The sequence below is a fragment of the Cereibacter sphaeroides 2.4.1 genome (assembly GCF_000012905.2).
In the GTDB taxonomy this organism is placed as follows: domain Bacteria; phylum Pseudomonadota; class Alphaproteobacteria; order Rhodobacterales; family Rhodobacteraceae; genus Cereibacter_A; species Cereibacter_A sphaeroides.
The window spans coordinates 56122-73151 of record NC_007493.2; the positions used below are offsets into that span (position 1 = coordinate 56122).

Annotated in this window: 16 protein-coding genes and 1 pseudogene; 6 read left to right on the top strand and 11 right to left on the bottom strand. The window is 69.9% G+C overall.

Annotated features, from left to right (window positions below; translation table 11 throughout):
- Positions 1-104: 104 nt before the first annotated feature.
- Positions 105-569 carry a hypothetical protein gene (locus tag RSP_RS00255; protein WP_011336764.1) on the bottom strand — a complete coding sequence of 155 codons (465 nt, stop codon included), beginning with the start codon at positions 567-569 and terminating at the stop codon, positions 105-107.
- A gap of 356 nt (positions 570-925) precedes the next feature.
- Here RSP_RS00255 and RSP_RS00260 point away from each other — a divergent pair, with 356 nt between their 5' ends.
- Positions 926-1216 carry a hypothetical protein gene (locus tag RSP_RS00260; protein WP_002722131.1) on the top strand — a complete coding sequence of 97 codons (291 nt, stop codon included), beginning with the start codon at positions 926-928 and terminating at the stop codon, positions 1214-1216.
- The gene (locus tag RSP_RS00265; protein ID WP_011336766.1) at positions 1188-1892 is read left to right on the top strand and encodes a winged helix-turn-helix domain-containing protein; all 705 of its coding nucleotides are present in this window, start codon (positions 1188-1190) and stop codon (positions 1890-1892) included. The genes RSP_RS00260 and RSP_RS00265 overlap by 29 nt, the downstream gene beginning before the upstream one ends.
- Before the next feature lie 25 nt (positions 1893-1917).
- On the opposite strand, the gene RSP_RS00270 is transcribed toward RSP_RS00265, so the two are convergent.
- Positions 1918-2289, bottom strand: a complete 372-nt coding sequence (locus RSP_RS00270; protein ID WP_011336767.1) for a hypothetical protein — start codon at positions 2287-2289, stop codon at positions 1918-1920.
- 203 nt (positions 2290-2492) lie between these two features.
- On the opposite strand from RSP_RS00270, the gene nspC reads away from it, so the two are divergent.
- Together nspC and RSP_RS00280 are read left to right on the top strand one after the other, a co-directional pair.
- On the top strand, positions 2493-3590 hold the full coding sequence (nspC, locus tag RSP_RS00275) for a carboxynorspermidine decarboxylase (protein ID WP_011336768.1): 1098 nt from the start codon (positions 2493-2495) through the stop codon (positions 3588-3590).
- Positions 3591-3626: 36 nt separating this feature from the next.
- A complete protein-coding gene (locus RSP_RS00280; RefSeq protein ID WP_011336769.1) occupies positions 3627-4865 on the top strand; it encodes a saccharopine dehydrogenase family protein in 1239 nt (412 codons plus the stop codon).
- Between the two features lie 192 nt (positions 4866-5057).
- On the opposite strand, the gene RSP_RS00285 is transcribed toward RSP_RS00280, so the two are convergent.
- The 8 genes and pseudogenes from RSP_RS00285 to RSP_RS22360 form a co-directional block, all read right to left on the bottom strand.
- Positions 5058-7001, bottom strand: coding sequence for a heavy metal translocating P-type ATPase (locus tag RSP_RS00285; RefSeq protein ID WP_011336770.1), 1944 nt, complete (start codon positions 6999-7001; stop codon positions 5058-5060).
- A gap of 78 nt (positions 7002-7079) precedes the next feature.
- On the bottom strand, positions 7080-7259 hold the full coding sequence (locus RSP_RS00290) for a hypothetical protein (protein ID WP_011336771.1): 180 nt from the start codon (positions 7257-7259) through the stop codon (positions 7080-7082).
- A gap of 26 nt (positions 7260-7285) precedes the next feature.
- The gene (locus tag RSP_RS00295; RefSeq protein ID WP_011336772.1) at positions 7286-8905 is read right to left on the bottom strand and encodes an ABC transporter ATP-binding protein; all 1620 of its coding nucleotides are present in this window, start codon (positions 8903-8905) and stop codon (positions 7286-7288) included.
- A 1-nt stretch (position 8906) separates the two neighbouring features.
- Positions 8907-10046: an ABC transporter permease gene (locus RSP_RS00300; protein WP_002722143.1), complete on the bottom strand. Its 1140-nt coding sequence runs from the start codon at positions 10044-10046 to the stop codon at positions 8907-8909.
- On the bottom strand, positions 10039-10962 hold the full coding sequence (locus tag RSP_RS00305) for an ABC transporter permease subunit (RefSeq protein WP_011336773.1): 924 nt from the start codon (positions 10960-10962) through the stop codon (positions 10039-10041). Before RSP_RS00305 ends, RSP_RS00300 begins: the two co-directional genes overlap by 8 nt.
- A gap of 56 nt (positions 10963-11018) precedes the next feature.
- Complete coding sequence (locus RSP_RS00310) at positions 11019-12608, bottom strand: peptide ABC transporter substrate-binding protein (RefSeq protein WP_011336774.1); 1590 nt, start codon at positions 12606-12608, stop codon at positions 11019-11021.
- A gap of 207 nt (positions 12609-12815) precedes the next feature.
- A pseudogene (locus tag RSP_RS22355) lies at positions 12816-13034 on the bottom strand (FAD-dependent oxidoreductase); the annotation flags it as partial.
- A gap of 21 nt (positions 13035-13055) precedes the next feature.
- The gene (locus RSP_RS22360) at positions 13056-13292 is read right to left on the bottom strand and encodes a hypothetical protein (protein ID WP_017140027.1); all 237 of its coding nucleotides are present in this window, start codon (positions 13290-13292) and stop codon (positions 13056-13058) included.
- A gap of 158 nt (positions 13293-13450) precedes the next feature.
- Here RSP_RS22360 and RSP_RS00320 point away from each other — a divergent pair, with 158 nt between their 5' ends.
- Positions 13451-13810 carry a hypothetical protein gene (locus tag RSP_RS00320; RefSeq protein ID WP_011336775.1) on the top strand — a complete coding sequence of 120 codons (360 nt, stop codon included), beginning with the start codon at positions 13451-13453 and terminating at the stop codon, positions 13808-13810.
- Positions 13811-13879: 69 nt separating this feature from the next.
- On the opposite strand, the gene RSP_RS00325 is transcribed toward RSP_RS00320, so the two are convergent.
- Positions 13880-16213 carry a DEAD/DEAH box helicase gene (locus tag RSP_RS00325; protein WP_017140028.1) on the bottom strand — a complete coding sequence of 778 codons (2334 nt, stop codon included), beginning with the start codon at positions 16211-16213 and terminating at the stop codon, positions 13880-13882.
- Between the two features lie 190 nt (positions 16214-16403).
- Between RSP_RS00325 and RSP_RS00330 the strand changes: the two genes are divergently transcribed.
- On the top strand, positions 16404-17009 hold the full coding sequence (locus RSP_RS00330) for a TetR/AcrR family transcriptional regulator (RefSeq protein ID WP_011336778.1): 606 nt from the start codon (positions 16404-16406) through the stop codon (positions 17007-17009).
- Positions 17010-17030 lie beyond the last annotated feature (21 nt).

The window sequence follows — 17030 nt, forward strand, 5'->3', positions numbered from 1 at the left end:
TGGGGAGGCCGCGGCGTGATCCGAGCCTTGCGGGGTGGGGGCGGAAGGGGACCGGACTTCCGCCCCCGGGCTGCCGGGCATCCGGGGGGAGACGCCCGGGCAGGTCAGCTGCGGAAGCCGTTGCGCGCAAGGCAGCCCGCATCGAAGGCGGCGCGGCCGCTGCGCGTGACGATCAGGCACTCCCGGGGCAGGTCGCGCAGCACGGGCCGCGGCGGGCCCTCGCGGCGCGGGCCGCGGTCATGATGCTCGGACCAGCGGCGCCAGTCCTCCCAGGCGCGGCGGTCGTCCCAGGGGTGGTGATCCCCGTGCGCATGCCGTGGCCCGTCGGCGCGATGCCGCGGGACGGGGATCTCCTGCGGCGGCGGATAGATCCGGCCCCAGGCGGCGGGACGGTCGTGACCCTCGCCGGGCACCACGGGACGGGTCCAGGGCAGGGTGACGGGCCGGTCCCCGGCCGAGACGAAGGGGAGGGGCGCCCCGGTTTGCGACCATGCCGCCGAGGGCAGCAGGGGGGCCGCGCAGATCAGCGCCGCGGCGAGCGAATGCGGAAGGCGTCCGAACGGGATCATGCTGTCCTCGCTGTTGGGGGCCGCGGCGGGTGGGCCCGCGGCCGGAGTGAAGATGTCCGCCCGGCCCCGAGCGTCGAGGCCGGATGGGCGGTCGAGGCGACGGGGCCACGCCCGGGTCCGGCGAGCCGGGAGGGCTACAGGAGGCCCGCGTCGGTGCCGTCGGAAGGCCCGGTCGGCAGAGGGCGCCGGACGATGGGGAGAGGCTGGACTTCGAGGCCCGGAGAGGCAATATCAGCCCGCGGAAAGGGCATGACCGGCCCATGATAGGAGATATCGAAGGCCCGGGACGGGGTCGGACATTGATTATCACTCACGCCCTCCCCATGATCGGCGCAAGAGAAACCCGGAGCAGTTCCATGAGACTTTCCGTCCTGCTGGCCGCGCTCGCGCTGGGATCCGCGCTGGCCGCGCCGGTCGAGGCTGCCTGCTTTGCCGATTACAAGGCCAAGCAGGACCGCCCCCTGCGCCTGCATTACGGCGTGGCGAAGGTTCCGGACGGGGCCTGCAACCGCAAGGGCGCCACGCGCGTTCTGAAGCCGCGCCTGCAGCAGGCAGGCTGGACGCTCCTGAACGTCCTCTCGACGTTCGGACCCGAGGGACTGGACGAAAGGAAAGCGAGTGCGGGAAGCTACTTCCTCCGCTACTGACGCGCTCAGAGCCGGCAACCGCGTGGTGGCCGGCGGCATCTCGGCCATCGTGCTGATCCTCGCCGCCGCCGCCGTGTTTCTCTTCCTCAACCTGCCCGATGCCGACGCGTTCAACGCGCGGGTCGAGCGGCTGTTCGTCGAGGTGGATGCGCTGCGCTCGGGGCCCGAGATCCGGCTGCTCGAGATCCTCGCCCAGTCCGGCACCACCTTCTCGGAGGTGCTGGCGAGTTACCGCACGGTGATCTTCGTGCTGCTCGTCTTCTCGACCTCGCTTCTGGTGGCCGCGCTGGTGCTGCTCGTCACCATCGTGGCGCTGAACCGGCGGATGTCGGCGATCCAGCGCTCGGGGATCCAGGTGGCATCGCTGATGATCAGCCGCGAGAGCCGGTCGGTCTTCATCAACGACATGGAATTCAGCCTGACCGAGGCCGCCATCGAGACGCTCTCGGTGCTGGCCGAGGCCCGGATGGACGATGACATGCTGTCGGGAGCGCAGATCGAGGCGGTGATCTCGGGCAAGAACGTGACCGACTGCGACGAGGCCGCGGGCGCCACGCGCGTGAAGCGGCTGCGCGACGCGCTGGGCAACCAGCTCGTGAGCGAACTGCTCGTCAAGACCGTCGCGCGCCGCGGCTACATGCTGGCGGTGGAGAAGGACGTCATCCGCATGGTCTGAGGCGCGTCCTTCCATGGGCGCACCCTCAGGTCTTCGGCTCGACCTCTTCGGGTTGGAGATCGTAGGCCGTGCCGTCGATGGTGACGCGCAGGGCCTCCATCCGGTTCGCGCCATCCGCGGCGCGGAGGCCGAGGACATGCACCGCCACCCCGGGTTGCGCCGTCTCGGCATCGAGGCCGGCCCGCTCCATCCGCTCGGGCTCGCCGAGGTCGATGATCCAGCGCGCGCCGTCGGGGGCCAGCAGCTCGAGCTGCGGCGGCGGCGTCATCGAGATCGACTGCAGCTCGCCCGTCACCTGCGCCTTCTGCTCCCCTGTCTGGGATCCGCCCTCCTGGGCGAAGGCTGCGGTGGTGGCGAGGACGGCGGCAAGGGCCAGTCCGAGGCGGGGAAAGGTCATGGCGGTTCTCCGTTCTGGGTTCTTCCCCAACGTCCGAAACGCGCCTTCGGGTCGCCCCGCGGCCATCACGGGTTCTTGAGCGGAACGGCTGGAGCCGAAAAATGTGCGCGCAGGCCCGGCTGTCATGTCTGCGCCGCAAAAGCCTTGCATCAGGGGGGGGGTGGCCCTATACGCCCCCGTTCTTCCTTCTCGCGGGGGGTCTCATGATCCAGACACCTTACTATCTGATCGACGCGGACAGGCTGCGGCAGAACATGGCGGTCGTGGACCGGCTGCGGCAGGCCTCGGGAGCGAAGGCGCTTCTGGCGCTGAAATGCTTCGCCACCTGGCCCGCCTTCGAGCATATGCGCGACCATATGGACGGCACGACCTCCTCGTCGCTCTACGAGCTGCGGCTCGGGCGCGAGAAGTTCGGCAAGGAGACTCACGCCTATTCGGTGGCCTGGCCCGATCACGAGATCGACGAGGCCGTGGGTTATGCCGACAAGATCATCTTCAACTCGGTGGGCCAGCTCGCGCGCTTCCGCAACCGCACCGGGGGCATCGCCCGCGGGCTGCGGCTGAACCCGGGGCTCTCGACCTCGGGCTTCGACCTGGCCGATCCGGCGCGGCCCTTCTCGCGGTTGGGCGAATGGAGCGCGGAGAAGATCGAGGCGGTGCTGCCCGACATCTCGGGCGTGATGATCCATTACAATTGCGAGAATGCCGATGTCGACCTGTTCGAACGGCAGCTCTCCGAGATCGAGGGCCGCTTCGGCGCGATCCTCGACCGGCTGGACTGGGTGAGCCTCGGCGGCGGCATCCATTTCACGGGCGAGGGCTATCCGGTGGACCGGCTGGCCGCGCGGCTGAAGGCCTTCGCCGCGGCGCATGGGGTGCAGGTCTATCTCGAGCCGGGCGAGGCCGCGATCACGCGCTCGGCCACGCTCGAGGTGACGGTGCTGGACCTGCTCGACAACGGCAAGCAGCTGGCCATCGTGGACAGCTCGGTCGAGGCGCACATGCTGGATCTGCTGATCTACCGGCAGTCGGCCAAGGTTGAACCCGACGCCGGAGATCATAGCTACATGGTCTGCGGCAAGTCCTGCCTTGCGGGGGACATCTTCGGCGAGTTCCGGTTCGCCCAGCCGCTGCAGGTGGGCGACCGCCTCTCCATCGCGGATGCCGCGGGCTACACGATGGTGAAGAAGAACTGGTTCAACGGGGTGAAGATGCCCTCGATCGTGATCCGCGAGCCCGACGGATCGCTGCGCGTGGCGCGCGAGTTCGGCTATGGCGACTATGCCTCGAGCCTCGGCTGAGGCGCTTCCCTCTGTCCTGGAAGGAGACGGTTCGAAGTGAAGAAGAACGTGTTGATCATCGGTGCCGGCGGCGTCGCACAGGTGGTGGCGCACAAATGCGCGCAGAACAATGACGTGCTGGGCGACCTGCACATCGCTTCGCGCACGGTCTCGAAATGCGAGGCGATCATCGCCTCGGTGCACGAGAAGGGCGCGATGAAGGTGGCGGGCCGGTTCGAGCCGCATGCGGTCGATGCGACGGACACGGCCGCGGTGGCGGCGCTGATCCGCGGGACCGGCGCGGAGATCGTGATCAACGTGGGCTCCGCCTTCGTCAACATGCCCGTGCTCGAGGCCTGTCTGGAGACCGGCGCCGCCTACATGGATACGGCGATCCACGAGGATCCGGCGAAGATCTGCGAGACGCCGCCGTGGTACGGCAACTACGAATGGAAGCGGCGCGAGCGCTGCGCCGAGGCGGGTGTCACCGCGATCCTGGGCGTGGGCTTCGACCCGGGGGTGGTGAACGCCTATGCGCGGCTGGCGGCGGACGAGTACCTCGACGAGGTGCGCTCGATCGACATCGTCGACATCAACGCGGGCAGCCACGGGCGCTGGTTCTCGACCAACTTCGATCCGGAGATCAATTTCCGCGAATTCACCGGGACGGTCTATTCCTGGCAGAACGGCGACTGGCAGTCGAACCGCATGTTCGAGGTGGGGCAGGAGTTCGACCTGCCGGTGGTGGGCAAGCAGCAGGCCTACATGACCGGCCATGACGAGGTCCATTCGCTGGCGGCCAACTATCCGCAGGCGGACGTGCGCTTCTGGATGGGGTTCTCGGACCATTACATCAATGTCTTTACCGTGCTGAAGAATCTCGGGCTTCTGTCCGAGAAGCCGGTCAGGACCGCCGAGGGGCTCGAGGTCGTGCCGCTGAAGGTGGTGAAGGCCGTGCTGCCCGATCCGTCCTCGCTCGCGCCCGACTATACCGGCAAGACCTGCATCGGCGATATCGTGAAGGGGACGAAGGACGGCCAGCCCGCCGAGGTCTTCATCTACAACGTGGCCGACCATGCCGAGGCCTATGCCGAAGTGGGCTCGCAGGGGATTTCCTACACCGCGGGCGTGCCGCCGGTGGCGGCGGCGATCCTCGTGGCCGAGGGCACCTGGGATGTGAGGAAGATGGCCAATGTCGAGGAGCTGGATCCGAAGCCCTTCCTCGCGCTGCTGAACCGGATGGGGCTGCCCACGCGGATCAAGGATGCGGCGGGGGATCGGGCGCTCGAGTTCTGAGCTTTCCCTCATGATCGGATCGGGCCCGGTCGCTTCGGCGGCGGGCCTTTCTCTTGGGCAACCCGCCGGGGCTCTGCCCCGGACCCCGGGATATTTGGGCAGAGTGAAAGGCGGACGGGCGCGGCGGTCTGCGGTGGCTCAAACGGCTCTCAGCAGGAAGCCTGCGCCCGGGGGGCTCGGACGGCTCGGCAGTCAGGCGGTTCTGCGGCGGCGGATGGGATCGGCGAGAAGGCGCAGGCCGTTCAGGACCACGAGGACGGTGCCGCCTTCGTGGCCGATGACCGCGAGCGGCAAGGGCAGATCGAGGAAGAGACCGGAGAGGACGAGGGTCACCATCGCGCCCATCGCGAAGACGAGGTTCTGGCGGATGATCCGGGCCGTCCGCCGCGACAGCCGGTGCGCAAGGGCGAGCCGGCCGATGTCCTCGGACAGAAGCGCCACGTCGGCCGCCTGAAGCGCCACTTCGGAGCCCGCGGCCCCCATGGCGATCCCCACATCGGCGCGGGCCAGCGCTGCGGCATCGTTGACCCCGTCACCCACGAAGGCCACTCTGCCCTGGGCAGCGAGCTCGGCCACGATGCGGACCTTGTCCTCGGGCAGGAGGTCGGCCCGGATCTCGTCGGGCCCGATCCCGAGGCCGGCGCCGATCCGGTCGGCCACGGCGCGGCGGTCGCCGGTCAGCATGGCGATGCGCCGGACGCCCGACTGCCGGAGGGCGGCGATGCCGGGGCCCGCACTGTCTCGCGGCCGGTCGGCCACGGTGAGGGCGCCCAGAAGCCGCGCGCCGCGGCCGAGGAGCACCAGCGTCTCGGCGCCGCGGTGCAGGGCCGAGACCGAGGCGGAGGGTTCGGCGGGCGTGCTGCGCGCGCCCATCCGCGCGGCCAGTCGGGCATTGCCGGCCCAGATCATGCCCTCGTCATCCACCCCCACCATGCCTTCGCCGGGCACGGCCCGCGCCTCGCGCACGGGGAAGGGCTGCAGGCCCCGCGCCTCGGCCGCGCGGCGGATCGCATCGGCGATCGGATGTTCGGAATGGGCCTCGAGCCCCGCGAGACGGGTGAGGAAGGCGTCGCGGTCTCCGTCGCAGGCGATCTCCACCACTTCCTGCCGGCCGGTGGTCAGGGTGCCGGTCTTGTCGAAGGCGAAGCTCTCGACCCGCGCCAGCGTCTCGAGCGCGGCCCCGCCCTTGAAGAGGACGCCGCCCCGGGCCGCCGCCGAGAGGGCGGAGAGGATCGCCGCCGGGACCGAGATCACGATGGCGCAGGGGCTCGCGGCCACGAGGAGGGTCGCTGCCCGGTAGAGCGCATCGTCCCAGGCGCGGCCCGCCCAGAGGAAGCCCAGGAGCGCCAGGATCGAACCCGCCAGAACCGCCACCGTATAGCGCTGGCCGAACCATTCGGAGAAGCGCTCCGAGGGCGCGCGCGCCGCCTGCGCTTCGGTGACGAGCGCGATCATCCGCGCGACGGTGCTTTCCGCCAGCGGGCGGCGCACCTCGACCTCGAGAACGCCGTGGAGGTTCACGGTCGCCTCGAAGACGGCGGCACCGCGGCTCTTGGCCACGGGGACGGATTCGCCGGTGATGGTGGATTCGTCGATGGAGCCCTCGCCCTCGACCACCACCCCGTCCACCGGGACGCGCGCGCCGGGGCGGAGCACGACGACATCGCCCGGACGCAGATCCTCGACTGCGACCTCCTCGGTGCCTGCTTCCGTGCGCCGCAGCGTGCGGTCGGGGCGAAGTTCCATCAGCGCCTCGATGGCCCGGCGGGCGCGGCCCATGGCGCGCTGTTCGAGGGTGGTGGAAAAGCTGAAGAGGGTGAGAAGCACCGCCCCCTCCATCGCGGCCCCCACGGCGGCGGCGGCGAGGGCCGCAATGACCATCAGGAGGTCGATGTCGAGCTCGTGCTCCTGCCAGAGGGCCTTGAGCGCGCGGATGGCCGCCGGCACCCCGCCTGCGAGGAAGACGAGAAGCAACGCCCCCGCCTCGACGGCGGGCCAGGGGGCTTCGGCCGTCCCGATCCCCCAGCGCACCACGGCCGCTGCGAACATTCCGACGAGGGTGAGGCCTGTCAGGATCAGGGGCGCGCGGTCGTCGGTCATCGGGCTCATCCGTGGCTCTGTGGCTGCCACGGACATCGCGCATCGTCCGGCGTCTGTCGCGCGCGAACGACTCGCAGGGGGCGAAGCGCGTCAAGTTGCCTCGCCCCCTGCGTCTCAGGGCTTGTTCTGAGGGTCTTCCGGGGTCTGTCCCGGCTGCTTCTGCGATCGGTGAGGCCCGGTCTCGCCCGGATCCTCGCGGTCCTTGCCGGCCGGGTCGATCTGCTGGTGGCGCTGGTCCACCACGTTGCTGTCGCGCCTGCGGTCGTGCGGCGCCGATTTGCTGTCATCCGTCATGGCATCCTCCTTTCCGCGGAAACCGCTCAGACGCTCGTCCGTTCCGCCTCCTCGCGAAAGCGCCGCGTCTCGAGCGCGGCGGCCATGAGCGTCCGGGTGTAGGCCTCCTGCGGACGGTCGAAGATGTCGGCGGTCTGGCCCTCCTCGACGATGCGGCCCTCCTTCATCACGAGGATATAGTCGGCCAGCGCCCGGACTACGGCGAGGTCGTGGCTGATGAAGAGGTAGGAGAGCCCGTGCCGCGCCTGCAGGTCGCGCAGCAGGTCCACGATCTGCTTCTGCACCGACCGGTCGAGGGCCGAGGTCGGCTCGTCCAGAACAATCACCCTGGGCTTCAGGATCATCGACCGAGCGATGGCGATGCGCTGGCGCTGGCCGCCTGAAAACTCGTGCGGGTAGCGGTTGCGCATCGCGGGGCTGAGGCCCACCTCGGCCAGCGCCGCGCCCGCGCGGCGGTCGCGCTCGCGGGTGGAAAGGTCCGGCTCGTGGATCTTGAGGCCTTCGGTGATGATCCGCCCCACGGTCATCCGCGGCGAGAGCGAGCCGAACGGATCCTGGAAGACGAGCTGCATCCGGCGTCGCAGCGGGCGCATCTCGGCCGCATCGCGGGCGAGCTCGCGCCCCTCGAAGGTCACAAGGCCCGCCGAGGGCAGGAGCCGCAGGAGCGCGCGCCCGAGGGTGGACTTGCCCGACCCGGATTCGCCCACCACCCCGATGGTCTGGCCCTGCCGCAGCCGGACCGACACGCCGTCCACGGCGCGCAGCTCGTTCGGCGCCTCGAAGAGGCCGCCGCCGCTCGAGAAGACCACCTCGACGTTGCGGCCCTCCATCAGCACCGGCGCCGTCTCGGGCGGCGGCGCCTTCGTCCCCTCGGGCTCGGCATCGAGCAGCATCCGCGTGTAGGGATGCGACGGCGCCTCGAACAGCGCCGCGGTCTCGCCGGTCTCGACCACCTCGCCCGCCTGCATCACATAGACCCGGTCGGCGAAGCGCTGCACGATGCCGAGGTCATGGGTGATGAAGAGGATCGCCATGCCGAGCCGCTTCTGCAGATCGGCGAGCAGGGTCAGGATCTGCGCCTGAATCGTCACGTCGAGCGCGGTGGTGGGCTCGTCGGCGATCAGGATGTCGGGATCGCAGGCGAGCGCCATGGCGATCATCACCCGCTGGCGCTGCCCGCCCGACAGTTCGTGCGGATAGCTGTCGATCCGCCGCTCGGGCTCGGGGATGCCCACGAGGCGCAAAAGCTCGACGATCCGGGGCCGCGCCTCGCGCTTCGAGAGCCCGCGGTGGAAGCGCAGCGGCTCGGCCAGCTGGTCGCCGATCCGGTAGAGCGGGTCGAGCGAGGTCATCGGCTCCTGGAAGATCATGGTGATCTTGTCGCCGCGCACCTTGTTCAGCTCGCGCTCGGACAGGCCGATAAGCTCGCGCCCGCGGTAGAGGGCCGAGCCGGTGGCCCGGCCGTTCTGCGCCAGAAGCCCCATCAGCGCCATGGTGGTCTGGCTCTTGCCCGAGCCGGATTCGCCCACGATGGCCACGGTTTCGCCGGGCATCACCGAGAGGTCGATCCCGCGCACGGCCTGAACCTCGCCGTCATTGGTCTGGAAGGCGACCCGGAGGCCCTTCACATCGAGAACGGGCTCCATCTCAGCGGTCCTTCGGGTCGAGGCTGTCGCGCAATCCGTCGCCGAGGAAGTTCAGCGCGAACAGGATCGCGGTCAGCGTGAGGGCGGGCCAGATCAGAAGCCACGGCGCGCCGCGCATGTTGGCGGCCCCTTCCGAGATCAGGAGGCCCAGCGAGGTCAGCGGTTCCTGCACACCGAGGCCGAGGAACGAGAGCAGGCTCTCGAGCAGGATGGCCTTGGGCACGAGAAGCGTCACGAAGACGATCACCGGCCCGAGCGTGTTCGGCACCACATGGCGCATGAGGATGCCCGCGCGCGTGGCGCCGAGCGCCTCGGCCGCCTGCACGAATTCCTGCCGCTTGAGGCTGAGGGTCTGGCCGCGCACGATCCGCGCCATGTCGAGCCATTCGGTCGCGCCGATGGCGATGAAGATGATGACGAGGTTTCGCCCGAAGAAGACCACGAGCAGGATCACGAAGAAGATGAACGGCAGCGAATAGAGCACGTCCACGATCCGCATCATCACATTGTCCACCCGCCCGCCGAGATAGCCCGAGATGGCCCCGTAGGTGACGCCCAGCAGAAGCGCCATGGCCGAGGCCAGCAGGCCGATGGCGAGCGAGATCCGGACGCCGATGAAGATGCGCGACATGAGGTCCCGCCCCACCGCATCGGTGCCGAAGAGGAAATAGAGCTGCTCCACATCGGCCGAGAGCGTGCCGCTCAACCCGTCGGGCGCGAGGTCGAGCCGCGGATTGATGAAGAGGTCCGAGCGCTGGAAGTAGCGTAGGATACGGTCGTCGATGGGGTCCTCGTCCTCGATCCGGACGGAGACGGTGCCGTTCTCCAGCACGGGCGCGCCCTCGATCCGGGCGCGGGCCATGGTGCGCTCGAAGCTCGGGATCACCACGTCGGCCCGCGGATAGGGCTCGAGGCTGGCCGGGGCGCGCACGAACTGCGGATAGACCCGCGTGTAGTCGTGCGGCGAGAGCATCGGGCCGAAGATGCCGACGAGACCCAGGAAGGCCAGCACCAGTGCCGAGGCGACGGCGGCGCGGTTCCTGCGCAGCCGGATCCAGGCATCCTGCCAGAGCGAGCGGCCGACGATGGCTTCGGGCTGGGGCGAGGGCGTGCCCGGTGTGGGAATGGGCATCTCAGTCATAGCGCACCCGCGGGTCGAGGAGCGTGTAGAGCAGGTCCACGATCAGGTTGAAGAGCAGGATGAAGAGGGCAATGACCACCACGGTCCCCATCACGAGCGTGTAGTCGCGTCCGAGCGCGCCCTGCACGAAGTAGCGTCCGATGCCGGGCAGGCCGAAGATCGTCTCGACCACGACCGAGCCGGTCAGGAGACCCGCGGCCGTGGGGCCGAGATAGCTCACCGCCGGCAGCATGGCCGCGCGCAACGCGTGCTTCACCACCACCGTCCGGGCGGGCAGGCCATAGGCGCGGGCGGTGCGGACATGGTTCGAGCGCAGCGCCTCGATGGTCGCGCCCCGCACGAGGCGCGCGATCACCGCCACCTGCGGCAGGGCGAGCGTCACCACCGGCAGCACCCAGTAGGTGGGATCGGAGGATGACCAGCCGCCGGCCGGCAGCCAGCGCAGGATCACCCCGAAGAAGAGGCTCAGAAGCGGGGCCACCACGAAGTTCGGCGTGGTGATGCCGAAGGTCGCGAGCCCCACGATCGTATAGTCGAGCCAGGAATTCTGCCTCAGCGCGGCGATGGCGCCGAGGATCGTGCCGATCGCCACCGCGAGCGAGATGGCAAGGCCGCCCAGCAGCATCGAGATCGGCAGGCCGGAGGCGAAGAGGTCGTTCACGGTGAAATCGCGCTTCGTGAACGAAGGGCCGAGGTCGCCCTGCATCAGGTTGCCCATGTAGGTCAGATATTGCGACCAGAGCGAGCCATCGAGGTTATAGGCCCGCTTGAGGTTCTCCATGATGAGCGGATCGAGCGGCCGTTCGAGGTCGAACGGGCCCCCGGGCGCAAGCCGGATCATGAAGAAGGTGAGGGTGACGATGATGAAGACGGTCGGGACGGCCGAGGCGAGCCGTCGCAGCGTGTAGCGAAGCATGGAACAAGCCCTCGCAAAGGGGGACGCGGATCACGGGACCCGCGCCCCGGAACAGGTTACTCGGCGAGCGAGAGCCAGCGGGTGAGGTGGACGTCGGGCAGGTTGTCCGCGTAGCCCTGCACCTTGCCGGACACGAGCGCCCGCGAGGAATAGGTCAGCAGCGGGATCGCCGGCACCTCGTCGAGCAGGATCGTCTCGGCATCGGCCATGATCTGCGCGCGCTGCCCGAGATCCTGCGTGACGGCCGCCTTGTCCATCAGCGCGTCGTATTCGGCATTCTCCCAGCGCGGATAGTTGAAGGGCACGCCGCCCTCGAACAGGAACAGGAAGTTCTGCGGGTCGGAATAGTCGCCGATCCAGCCCGCGCGCACGATGTCGTAGGCGCCGCCTTCCTTCAGGTAGTTGAAGTAGTTCGTGCCTTCCATCTCGTTCAGCGTCGCGTTGATGCCGATGTTCTTCAGCATGTCGGCGATGGCCGTCATCGTGTTCCGGTGGTTCTCGGACGAGTTGTAGGAGAGTTGCACGGTGAGGCTGCCCTCGGCCACGCCCGCTTCCTCGAGCAGCGCCTTGGCCTTGTCCTCGCGGTCGAGCAGATCCTCGTCGGCATAGTCGAGCGCGGGCGGGGTCTCGACATAGTTCGAGATGCCCGGAGGCACCATCGAATAGCCGGGCAGCATCGTTTCCTGCCAGACCTCCTCGGCGATGAAGTCACGATCCAGCACCATCGAGATCGCCTGCCGCACCCGCTTGTCCTTCAGCGGGCTGCCGTCGGCGCCCTTCACCGGCAGGTAGTAGGTGCCGAGGTAGGGCGCGATATGCAGCTCGTCCTTCAGGTTCTCGCGCATGTAGGCCATCTGTTCGGCCGGAACGTCGGTGCACATCTGCACCTCGCCCGCCTCGAAGCGGCGCAGACAGGCCGAGCGGTCCTCGAAGGGCACCCATTCCACGCGGTCGATGGCCACATTGGCCGCATCGTGGAAATGCTCGTTCTTCTCCATCACGATGCGGTCGTTGGGCACGAAGCTGACCAGCTTGTAGGCGCCGTTCGTGACCATCACGCCGGGCTTGGTGAAGTTCGACCCTTCCGCCTCGACGGTCGCCCGGTGCATCGGCAGCGAGGACTGGTGCGTCAGGAGTTCGAGGAAATAGGGCGTGGGCGCGTTCAGGGTGAACTTCAGCGTGTGCGCGTCCACCGCCTCGACGCCCAGCTCCTCGGGCTGCTTGGCGCCGGTGGCGACGGCCTCCGCATTGGCGATCGGGTAGAGGATGTTGGCATAGACCGCCGCCGTCGCCGGGGTCATGATGCGCCGCAGGGCAAAGACGAAATCCTCGGCCACGACGGGATCTCCGTTCGACCACTTCGCATCGTCGCGGAGCTTGAAGGTGTAGGTGAGACCGTCCTCCGAGATCTCCCAGCTTTCCGCCACGCCGGGCACGACCTTCGCCTGCGCGTCCTGCACCACGAGCCCCTCGTAGAGGTCGTTCATGATCCTGCTCTCGGCGACGGTCGAGGTCAGGTGATGGTCGAGCGTCGCAGGGTCGGTGTCGTTGCCGCGGACGATGGTCACCTGAGCCGCGGCCATGCCTGCCGTGCCGGCCATCAGCGCCAGCGCGCAGGCGCCGGCTCGGAGCGAGAAGAGTGTCATGAAAGGATCCTCCTGTTGCCTTCTGGTTGCGCAAATCCTTCCGCACGTTTCGCCGCAGCCGGAAGCCCGTGTGCCGCGACGGCACCGGTGCATGAGCGATTTCTTGCCGGTTGCGGGCGGAACGGCCGTCGGACGGGGCGGTTCCGTGCGTGCGGCGGCCTGCGCAAAAGTCTCTGAGGGAGAAGAAGCCTCACCGCGCGCCGGTTGTCACTGCGACAGGGTGCGTCCTTCCTGCAACCTCAGGTGGTTGTGCAGGTCTGTGGCGGCGATCTCGGCCTGTGCCATGGCCACGGAGATCTGGTTCAGCCCCGTCACCACGTCGCCCGCGGCCCAGACTCCGGGGACGTCCGTGCGCTGATGGGTATCGGTGCAGACCCGCCTGTCCGGCAGGAGCGCGAGGCCGACGTGGTGCGCGAGGCCAGTCTGCGGCTCGACGCCGGGCCCGGCTCAGACCGCGTCGAACCGCTCTTTCCCGCCGTCCGGGCAGCCGAGCGTCACGCCGCGCCCGGGCTCGGGCGCGATCCCCGGCCGGCCGCGCATCCGCGAGAGACGTTCGGCCCGGCGGGTGCCCTTGGGCAGGGCCGGAGGGTTGGGCGACCGCGGGATCAGCGAGGCGCGGCTCTGTCCGCCGCCGAGGAGGAGCACGCTGATGGCGGCGGTCAGGCCCGCGGGGCCGGTGCCCACGAGGATGCAGGCGAACCTTGGCTGCCTCCGTTGACGGTCTCCGCGGGATCTTCGCGCAACAGCTGCGGCCGCCCGGCGTTCCGACGCAAAATTTTCATCTTGCATGGAACGATGCCGCTCTTACACGTTGACCCTGCGACACAGCAGGAGAGAGCCGGATGATCGCGACCGACGATCCGTTGCAGGACCGCCCGCGGGCGGGGGTTCAGGATCGGACGGACGAGAGGCTGGCGGGCGCGGTACGGGTGATGGCCTGCGAGGCGGCGCCGCTCGAGGCGGCCGACCCCCCGGCCGAGGGTGCGATCCTCAGGCTCGAGCGCGATCCGCGGCACCCTTTCGCCTCGGGGGCGGTGCTGCTTCTCGATGAGGCCGGGCGCGCCGTGGCGCAGCTCTCGACCCTGCCGGTGCGGATGCTGGCCGCACTTCTCGACAATGGCTGCGAGAGTTTTGCGCTCGTCGAGCGGACGGGCCCGCGCGTGTCGGTGGGCATCCACCTCGCCGCGCCCGTCTGGGGTTAGGCCGAGCACCTTCACGAAAAGAGCCGCCGGCCCGGGGGGCGGCGGCTCTGATGGCGCGGGGGCCTCGCGTCAGCTCCGCGGCTTCTTCGGCGGCGTGAAGCGACGGCTCGTGTCGGACGCCTCGGCGCGAGGCTTGCGCGGGGCATCCTTCTTGCCGAAGTCCTTCTTGAAGCCCGAGCGGGCGGGCCGCTCGGCCGCGCCTTCGGCCCGGGGCTTCGCCGGGCGGTCCTCGCGCGCCTTGAAGCCGCCGGCCTTGGCGGGACGGTCGTCGGCGCTGCGGGCCGGGCGGGCGCGGGGCCCGTCGCCTTCGGCCCGGACGGGCTTGCCGTGCGACTTGAAGCCGGCCGCGCGGGGGGCATCCTCGCCCCGCGGCTTGTAGGGCCGCGGGCCTTCGTCGTCGCGCTTGCCGCGCGGCGCCGCATCGCCATGGGACTTGTAGCCCGCCGACCGCGAGGCGGTGCCGCCGTGCGACTTGAAGCCTGCCGAGCGGCCGGCCGCTGCCGGACGCGCCGGACGCTCGTCCGAGGACCGCCTGGGCTTGCGGCCCTCGTCTTCGGCCGCGCTCTCGCGACGGGGCCGCGGGGCGTCGTTCATGTCACGCTTCGCGAACGGCGCGCCGTCCTCGCGGCGCGGCCGGGGCGCCCGCTCGGGGCGGTCGTCCGGGGTCCAGCCGCCACGGGCCTCGCCCGGATCTTCCTCGACGAAGCGCGAGGGCTTGGGCTGGTAGGGCGCCTTCTCGCGCCGGGGCGCCTCGTCCCGGGCGCGGGGGGCGCGCTCGGCGAACGGCTTGCGCGGCGCGCGTTCGGGGCGCTCCAGCATGGGCTCGCCGTCGAGGCGCACCATGCCCACGCCCGCCTCGATCTCGAGCGCGGCGCCGAACTTCCCAGCGGCCGCCTTCGCGATCTGGACGAAGGTCTGCTCCTGCTGGACGCGGATGGCGCCGATCTCGTTCTTGGTCACGCCGCCCGCCTCGCAGATCTTGGGCAGCAGCCAGCGCGCCTCGGCCCGGCCGGTGTGGCCGACGGCCACCGCATACCAGACCGCCTCGCCGAACTCGCCCCGCTCGCGCGGCGCGCGCTGCGAGGGCTCCGGCGGGGCCAGATCCTGCAGCACCTCGGGCGCCGAGCGCCCCTCGCGCCACAGTCGGACGAAGGCCGCCGACATCTGCGCCGGGCCGAACCGTTCGAGCAGCTTCTCGGCCAGCGGCATCTCGTCGGACAGATCCTGCCCCAGCACCGGATGCTCGAGCAGCCGCGCGTCGTCGCGCTCCTGCACCTCGTCGGCCGATGGCGGCTTGCCCCAGTCGGCCACGAGCTTCGCGCCGGTCAGAAGCCGCTGCGCCTTGCGCACTTCGGACGGCGCCGCGATCAGCACCGACACGCCCTTGGAGCCAGCACGGCCGGTCCGGCCCGAGCGGTGGAGCAGCGTCTCGGAGTTGGTGGGCAGATCGGCGTGGATCACGAGCTCGAGCCCCGGAAGGTCGATGCCGCGCGCGGCCACGTCGGTCGCGATACAGACCCGGGCGCGCCCGTCGCGCAGCGCCTGCAGCGCATGGGTCCGCTCCTGCTGCGAGAGTTCGCCCGAGAGCGCCACGACCTGAAAGCCGCGGTTGCCCATCCGCGCGAGCAGATGGTTCACCGCTAGCCGCGTCTTGCAGAAGACGATGGCCGAGGGCGCCTCGTAGAAGCGCAGCACGTTGAAGATCGCATGTTCCTTGTCGCGCGCGCTGACGGTCAGGGCGCGATATTCGATGTCGGCATGCTGCTTGCGCTCGCCCGCGGTCTGGATGCGGACGGCGTCCTGCTGGAATTCCTTGGCGAGCGCCTCGATCTCCTTCGGCACGGTGGCCGAGAACATCAGCGTGCGCCGCTCTTCCGGGGCCGAGCCCAGGATGAACTCCAGATCCTCGCGGAAGCCGAGGTCGAGCATCTCGTCGGCCTCGTCCAGCACCACGGCGCGCAGGCCGGAGAGGTCGAGCGAGCCGCGCTCGATATGGTCGCGCAGGCGGCCGGGGGTGCCCACGACGATATGGGCGCCGCGGTCGAGCGCGCGCCGCTCGGTGCGGTAGTCCATGCCGCCCACGCAGGTGGCGATATGGGCGCCGGCCTCGCCATAGAGCCAGCCCAGCTCGCGGGCGACTTGAAGCGCCAGCTCGCGGGTGGGCGCGATGGCGAGCGCGATCGGCGTGTCCGCGAACAGGAGCCGGTCGGCCCCCTGCAGGATCTGGTCGGCGATGGCGATGCCGAAGGCCACGGTCTTGCCCGAGCCGGTCTGGGCCGAGACGAGCGCATCGCGCCCGGCCACGCCTTCGGCGAGCACCGCCTCCTGAACCGGAGTGAGGGACTCGTAGCCCTTGGCGGCAAGCGCCGCGGCCAGCGGCGCGGCAATATCAGTTTGGGTCATGTATCTGCCAAATGGGGGACGCGCAGCGGCGCCCGGGTTGACGGCCAACCTTCTCCCATCGCGGCCAGGCCTCCTCGCCCGCCGTCCCGAGGTTCCGGGCCGTCCGGGGGCTCTACAGGATTCGGCCCACGCTGTATAGGCGGTTGACGGCATACCGACCGGTTGGTACGTTAAGGCCCTGGGGGATGCAATGACGACAGGCGACGGACGCAGCCGGCTTCTTGCCGCGGCCACGCGGTTGATCCGCACGCAGGGCTTCGCCGCGACCTCGGTCGAGGCGATCTGCCGCGAGGCCGGCGTGACGAAGGGGGCCTTCTTCCACCACTTCCCCAGCAAGGAGGCGCTGGGCGTGGCGGCGGCGGAGGCCTGGTCGGACGTCACCGGGCGCCTCTTTGCCGAGGCGCCCTACCATCGGCCCGCGGATCCGCTGGATCGCGTGCTGGCCTATATCGACTTCCGCCGCGCGCTCGTGGCGGGCGAGATCGCCGACTACACCTGCCTCGTGGGCACGCTGGTTCAGGAGGCCTATGGCTCGGACCCGATCCGGGCCGCCTGCGGGGCGAGCATCCTCGGCCATGCGGGCACGCTCGAGGCCGACATGGCCGCGGCGGCCGAGGCGCGCGGGGTGGCGGATGTGGATCCGGCGAGCCTCGCACGTCACACGCAGGCGGTGCTGCAGGGCGCCTTCATCCTCGCCAAGGCCGGCGGGGGCGCCGCCGCGGTGGAGGAGGCTCTCGACCATTTGAAGCGGTATCTGCGGTTGCTGTTCGCGAACCCCGGCGCGTCCGGGGCCTGATCCCGGCGGCGGAAGGCCTCC

Excerpts from the sequence above, each read along its gene's own strand:
- RSP_RS00330 (WP_011336778.1), top strand. The coding sequence starts at position 16,404 with ATGACGACAGGCGACGGACGCAGCCGGCTTCTTGCCGCGGCCACGCGG.
- RSP_RS00310 (WP_011336774.1), bottom strand. The coding sequence starts at position 12,608 with ATGACACTCTTCTCGCTCCGAGCCGGCGCCTGCGCGCTGGCGCTGATG.
- RSP_RS00295 (WP_011336772.1), bottom strand. The coding sequence starts at position 8,905 with ATGGAGCCCGTTCTCGATGTGAAGGGCCTCCGGGTCGCCTTCCAGACC.
- RSP_RS00305 (WP_011336773.1), bottom strand. The coding sequence starts at position 10,962 with ATGCTTCGCTACACGCTGCGACGGCTCGCCTCGGCCGTCCCGACCGTC.
- RSP_RS00285 (WP_011336770.1), bottom strand. The coding sequence starts at position 7,001 with ATGTCCGTGGCAGCCACAGAGCCACGGATGAGCCCGATGACCGACGAC.
- RSP_RS00270 (WP_011336767.1), bottom strand. The coding sequence starts at position 2,289 with ATGACCTTTCCCCGCCTCGGACTGGCCCTTGCCGCCGTCCTCGCCACC.
- RSP_RS00260 (WP_002722131.1), top strand. The coding sequence starts at position 926 with ATGAGACTTTCCGTCCTGCTGGCCGCGCTCGCGCTGGGATCCGCGCTG.
- nspC (WP_011336768.1), top strand. The coding sequence starts at position 2,493 with ATGATCCAGACACCTTACTATCTGATCGACGCGGACAGGCTGCGGCAG.
- RSP_RS00300 (WP_002722143.1), bottom strand. The coding sequence starts at position 10,046 with ATGACTGAGATGCCCATTCCCACACCGGGCACGCCCTCGCCCCAGCCC.
- RSP_RS00325 (WP_017140028.1), bottom strand. The coding sequence starts at position 16,213 with ATGACCCAAACTGATATTGCCGCGCCGCTGGCCGCGGCGCTTGCCGCC.
- RSP_RS00320 (WP_011336775.1), top strand. The coding sequence starts at position 13,451 with ATGATCGCGACCGACGATCCGTTGCAGGACCGCCCGCGGGCGGGGGTT.
- RSP_RS00290 (WP_011336771.1), bottom strand. The coding sequence starts at position 7,259 with ATGACGGATGACAGCAAATCGGCGCCGCACGACCGCAGGCGCGACAGC.
- RSP_RS00255 (WP_011336764.1), bottom strand. The coding sequence starts at position 569 with ATGATCCCGTTCGGACGCCTTCCGCATTCGCTCGCCGCGGCGCTGATC.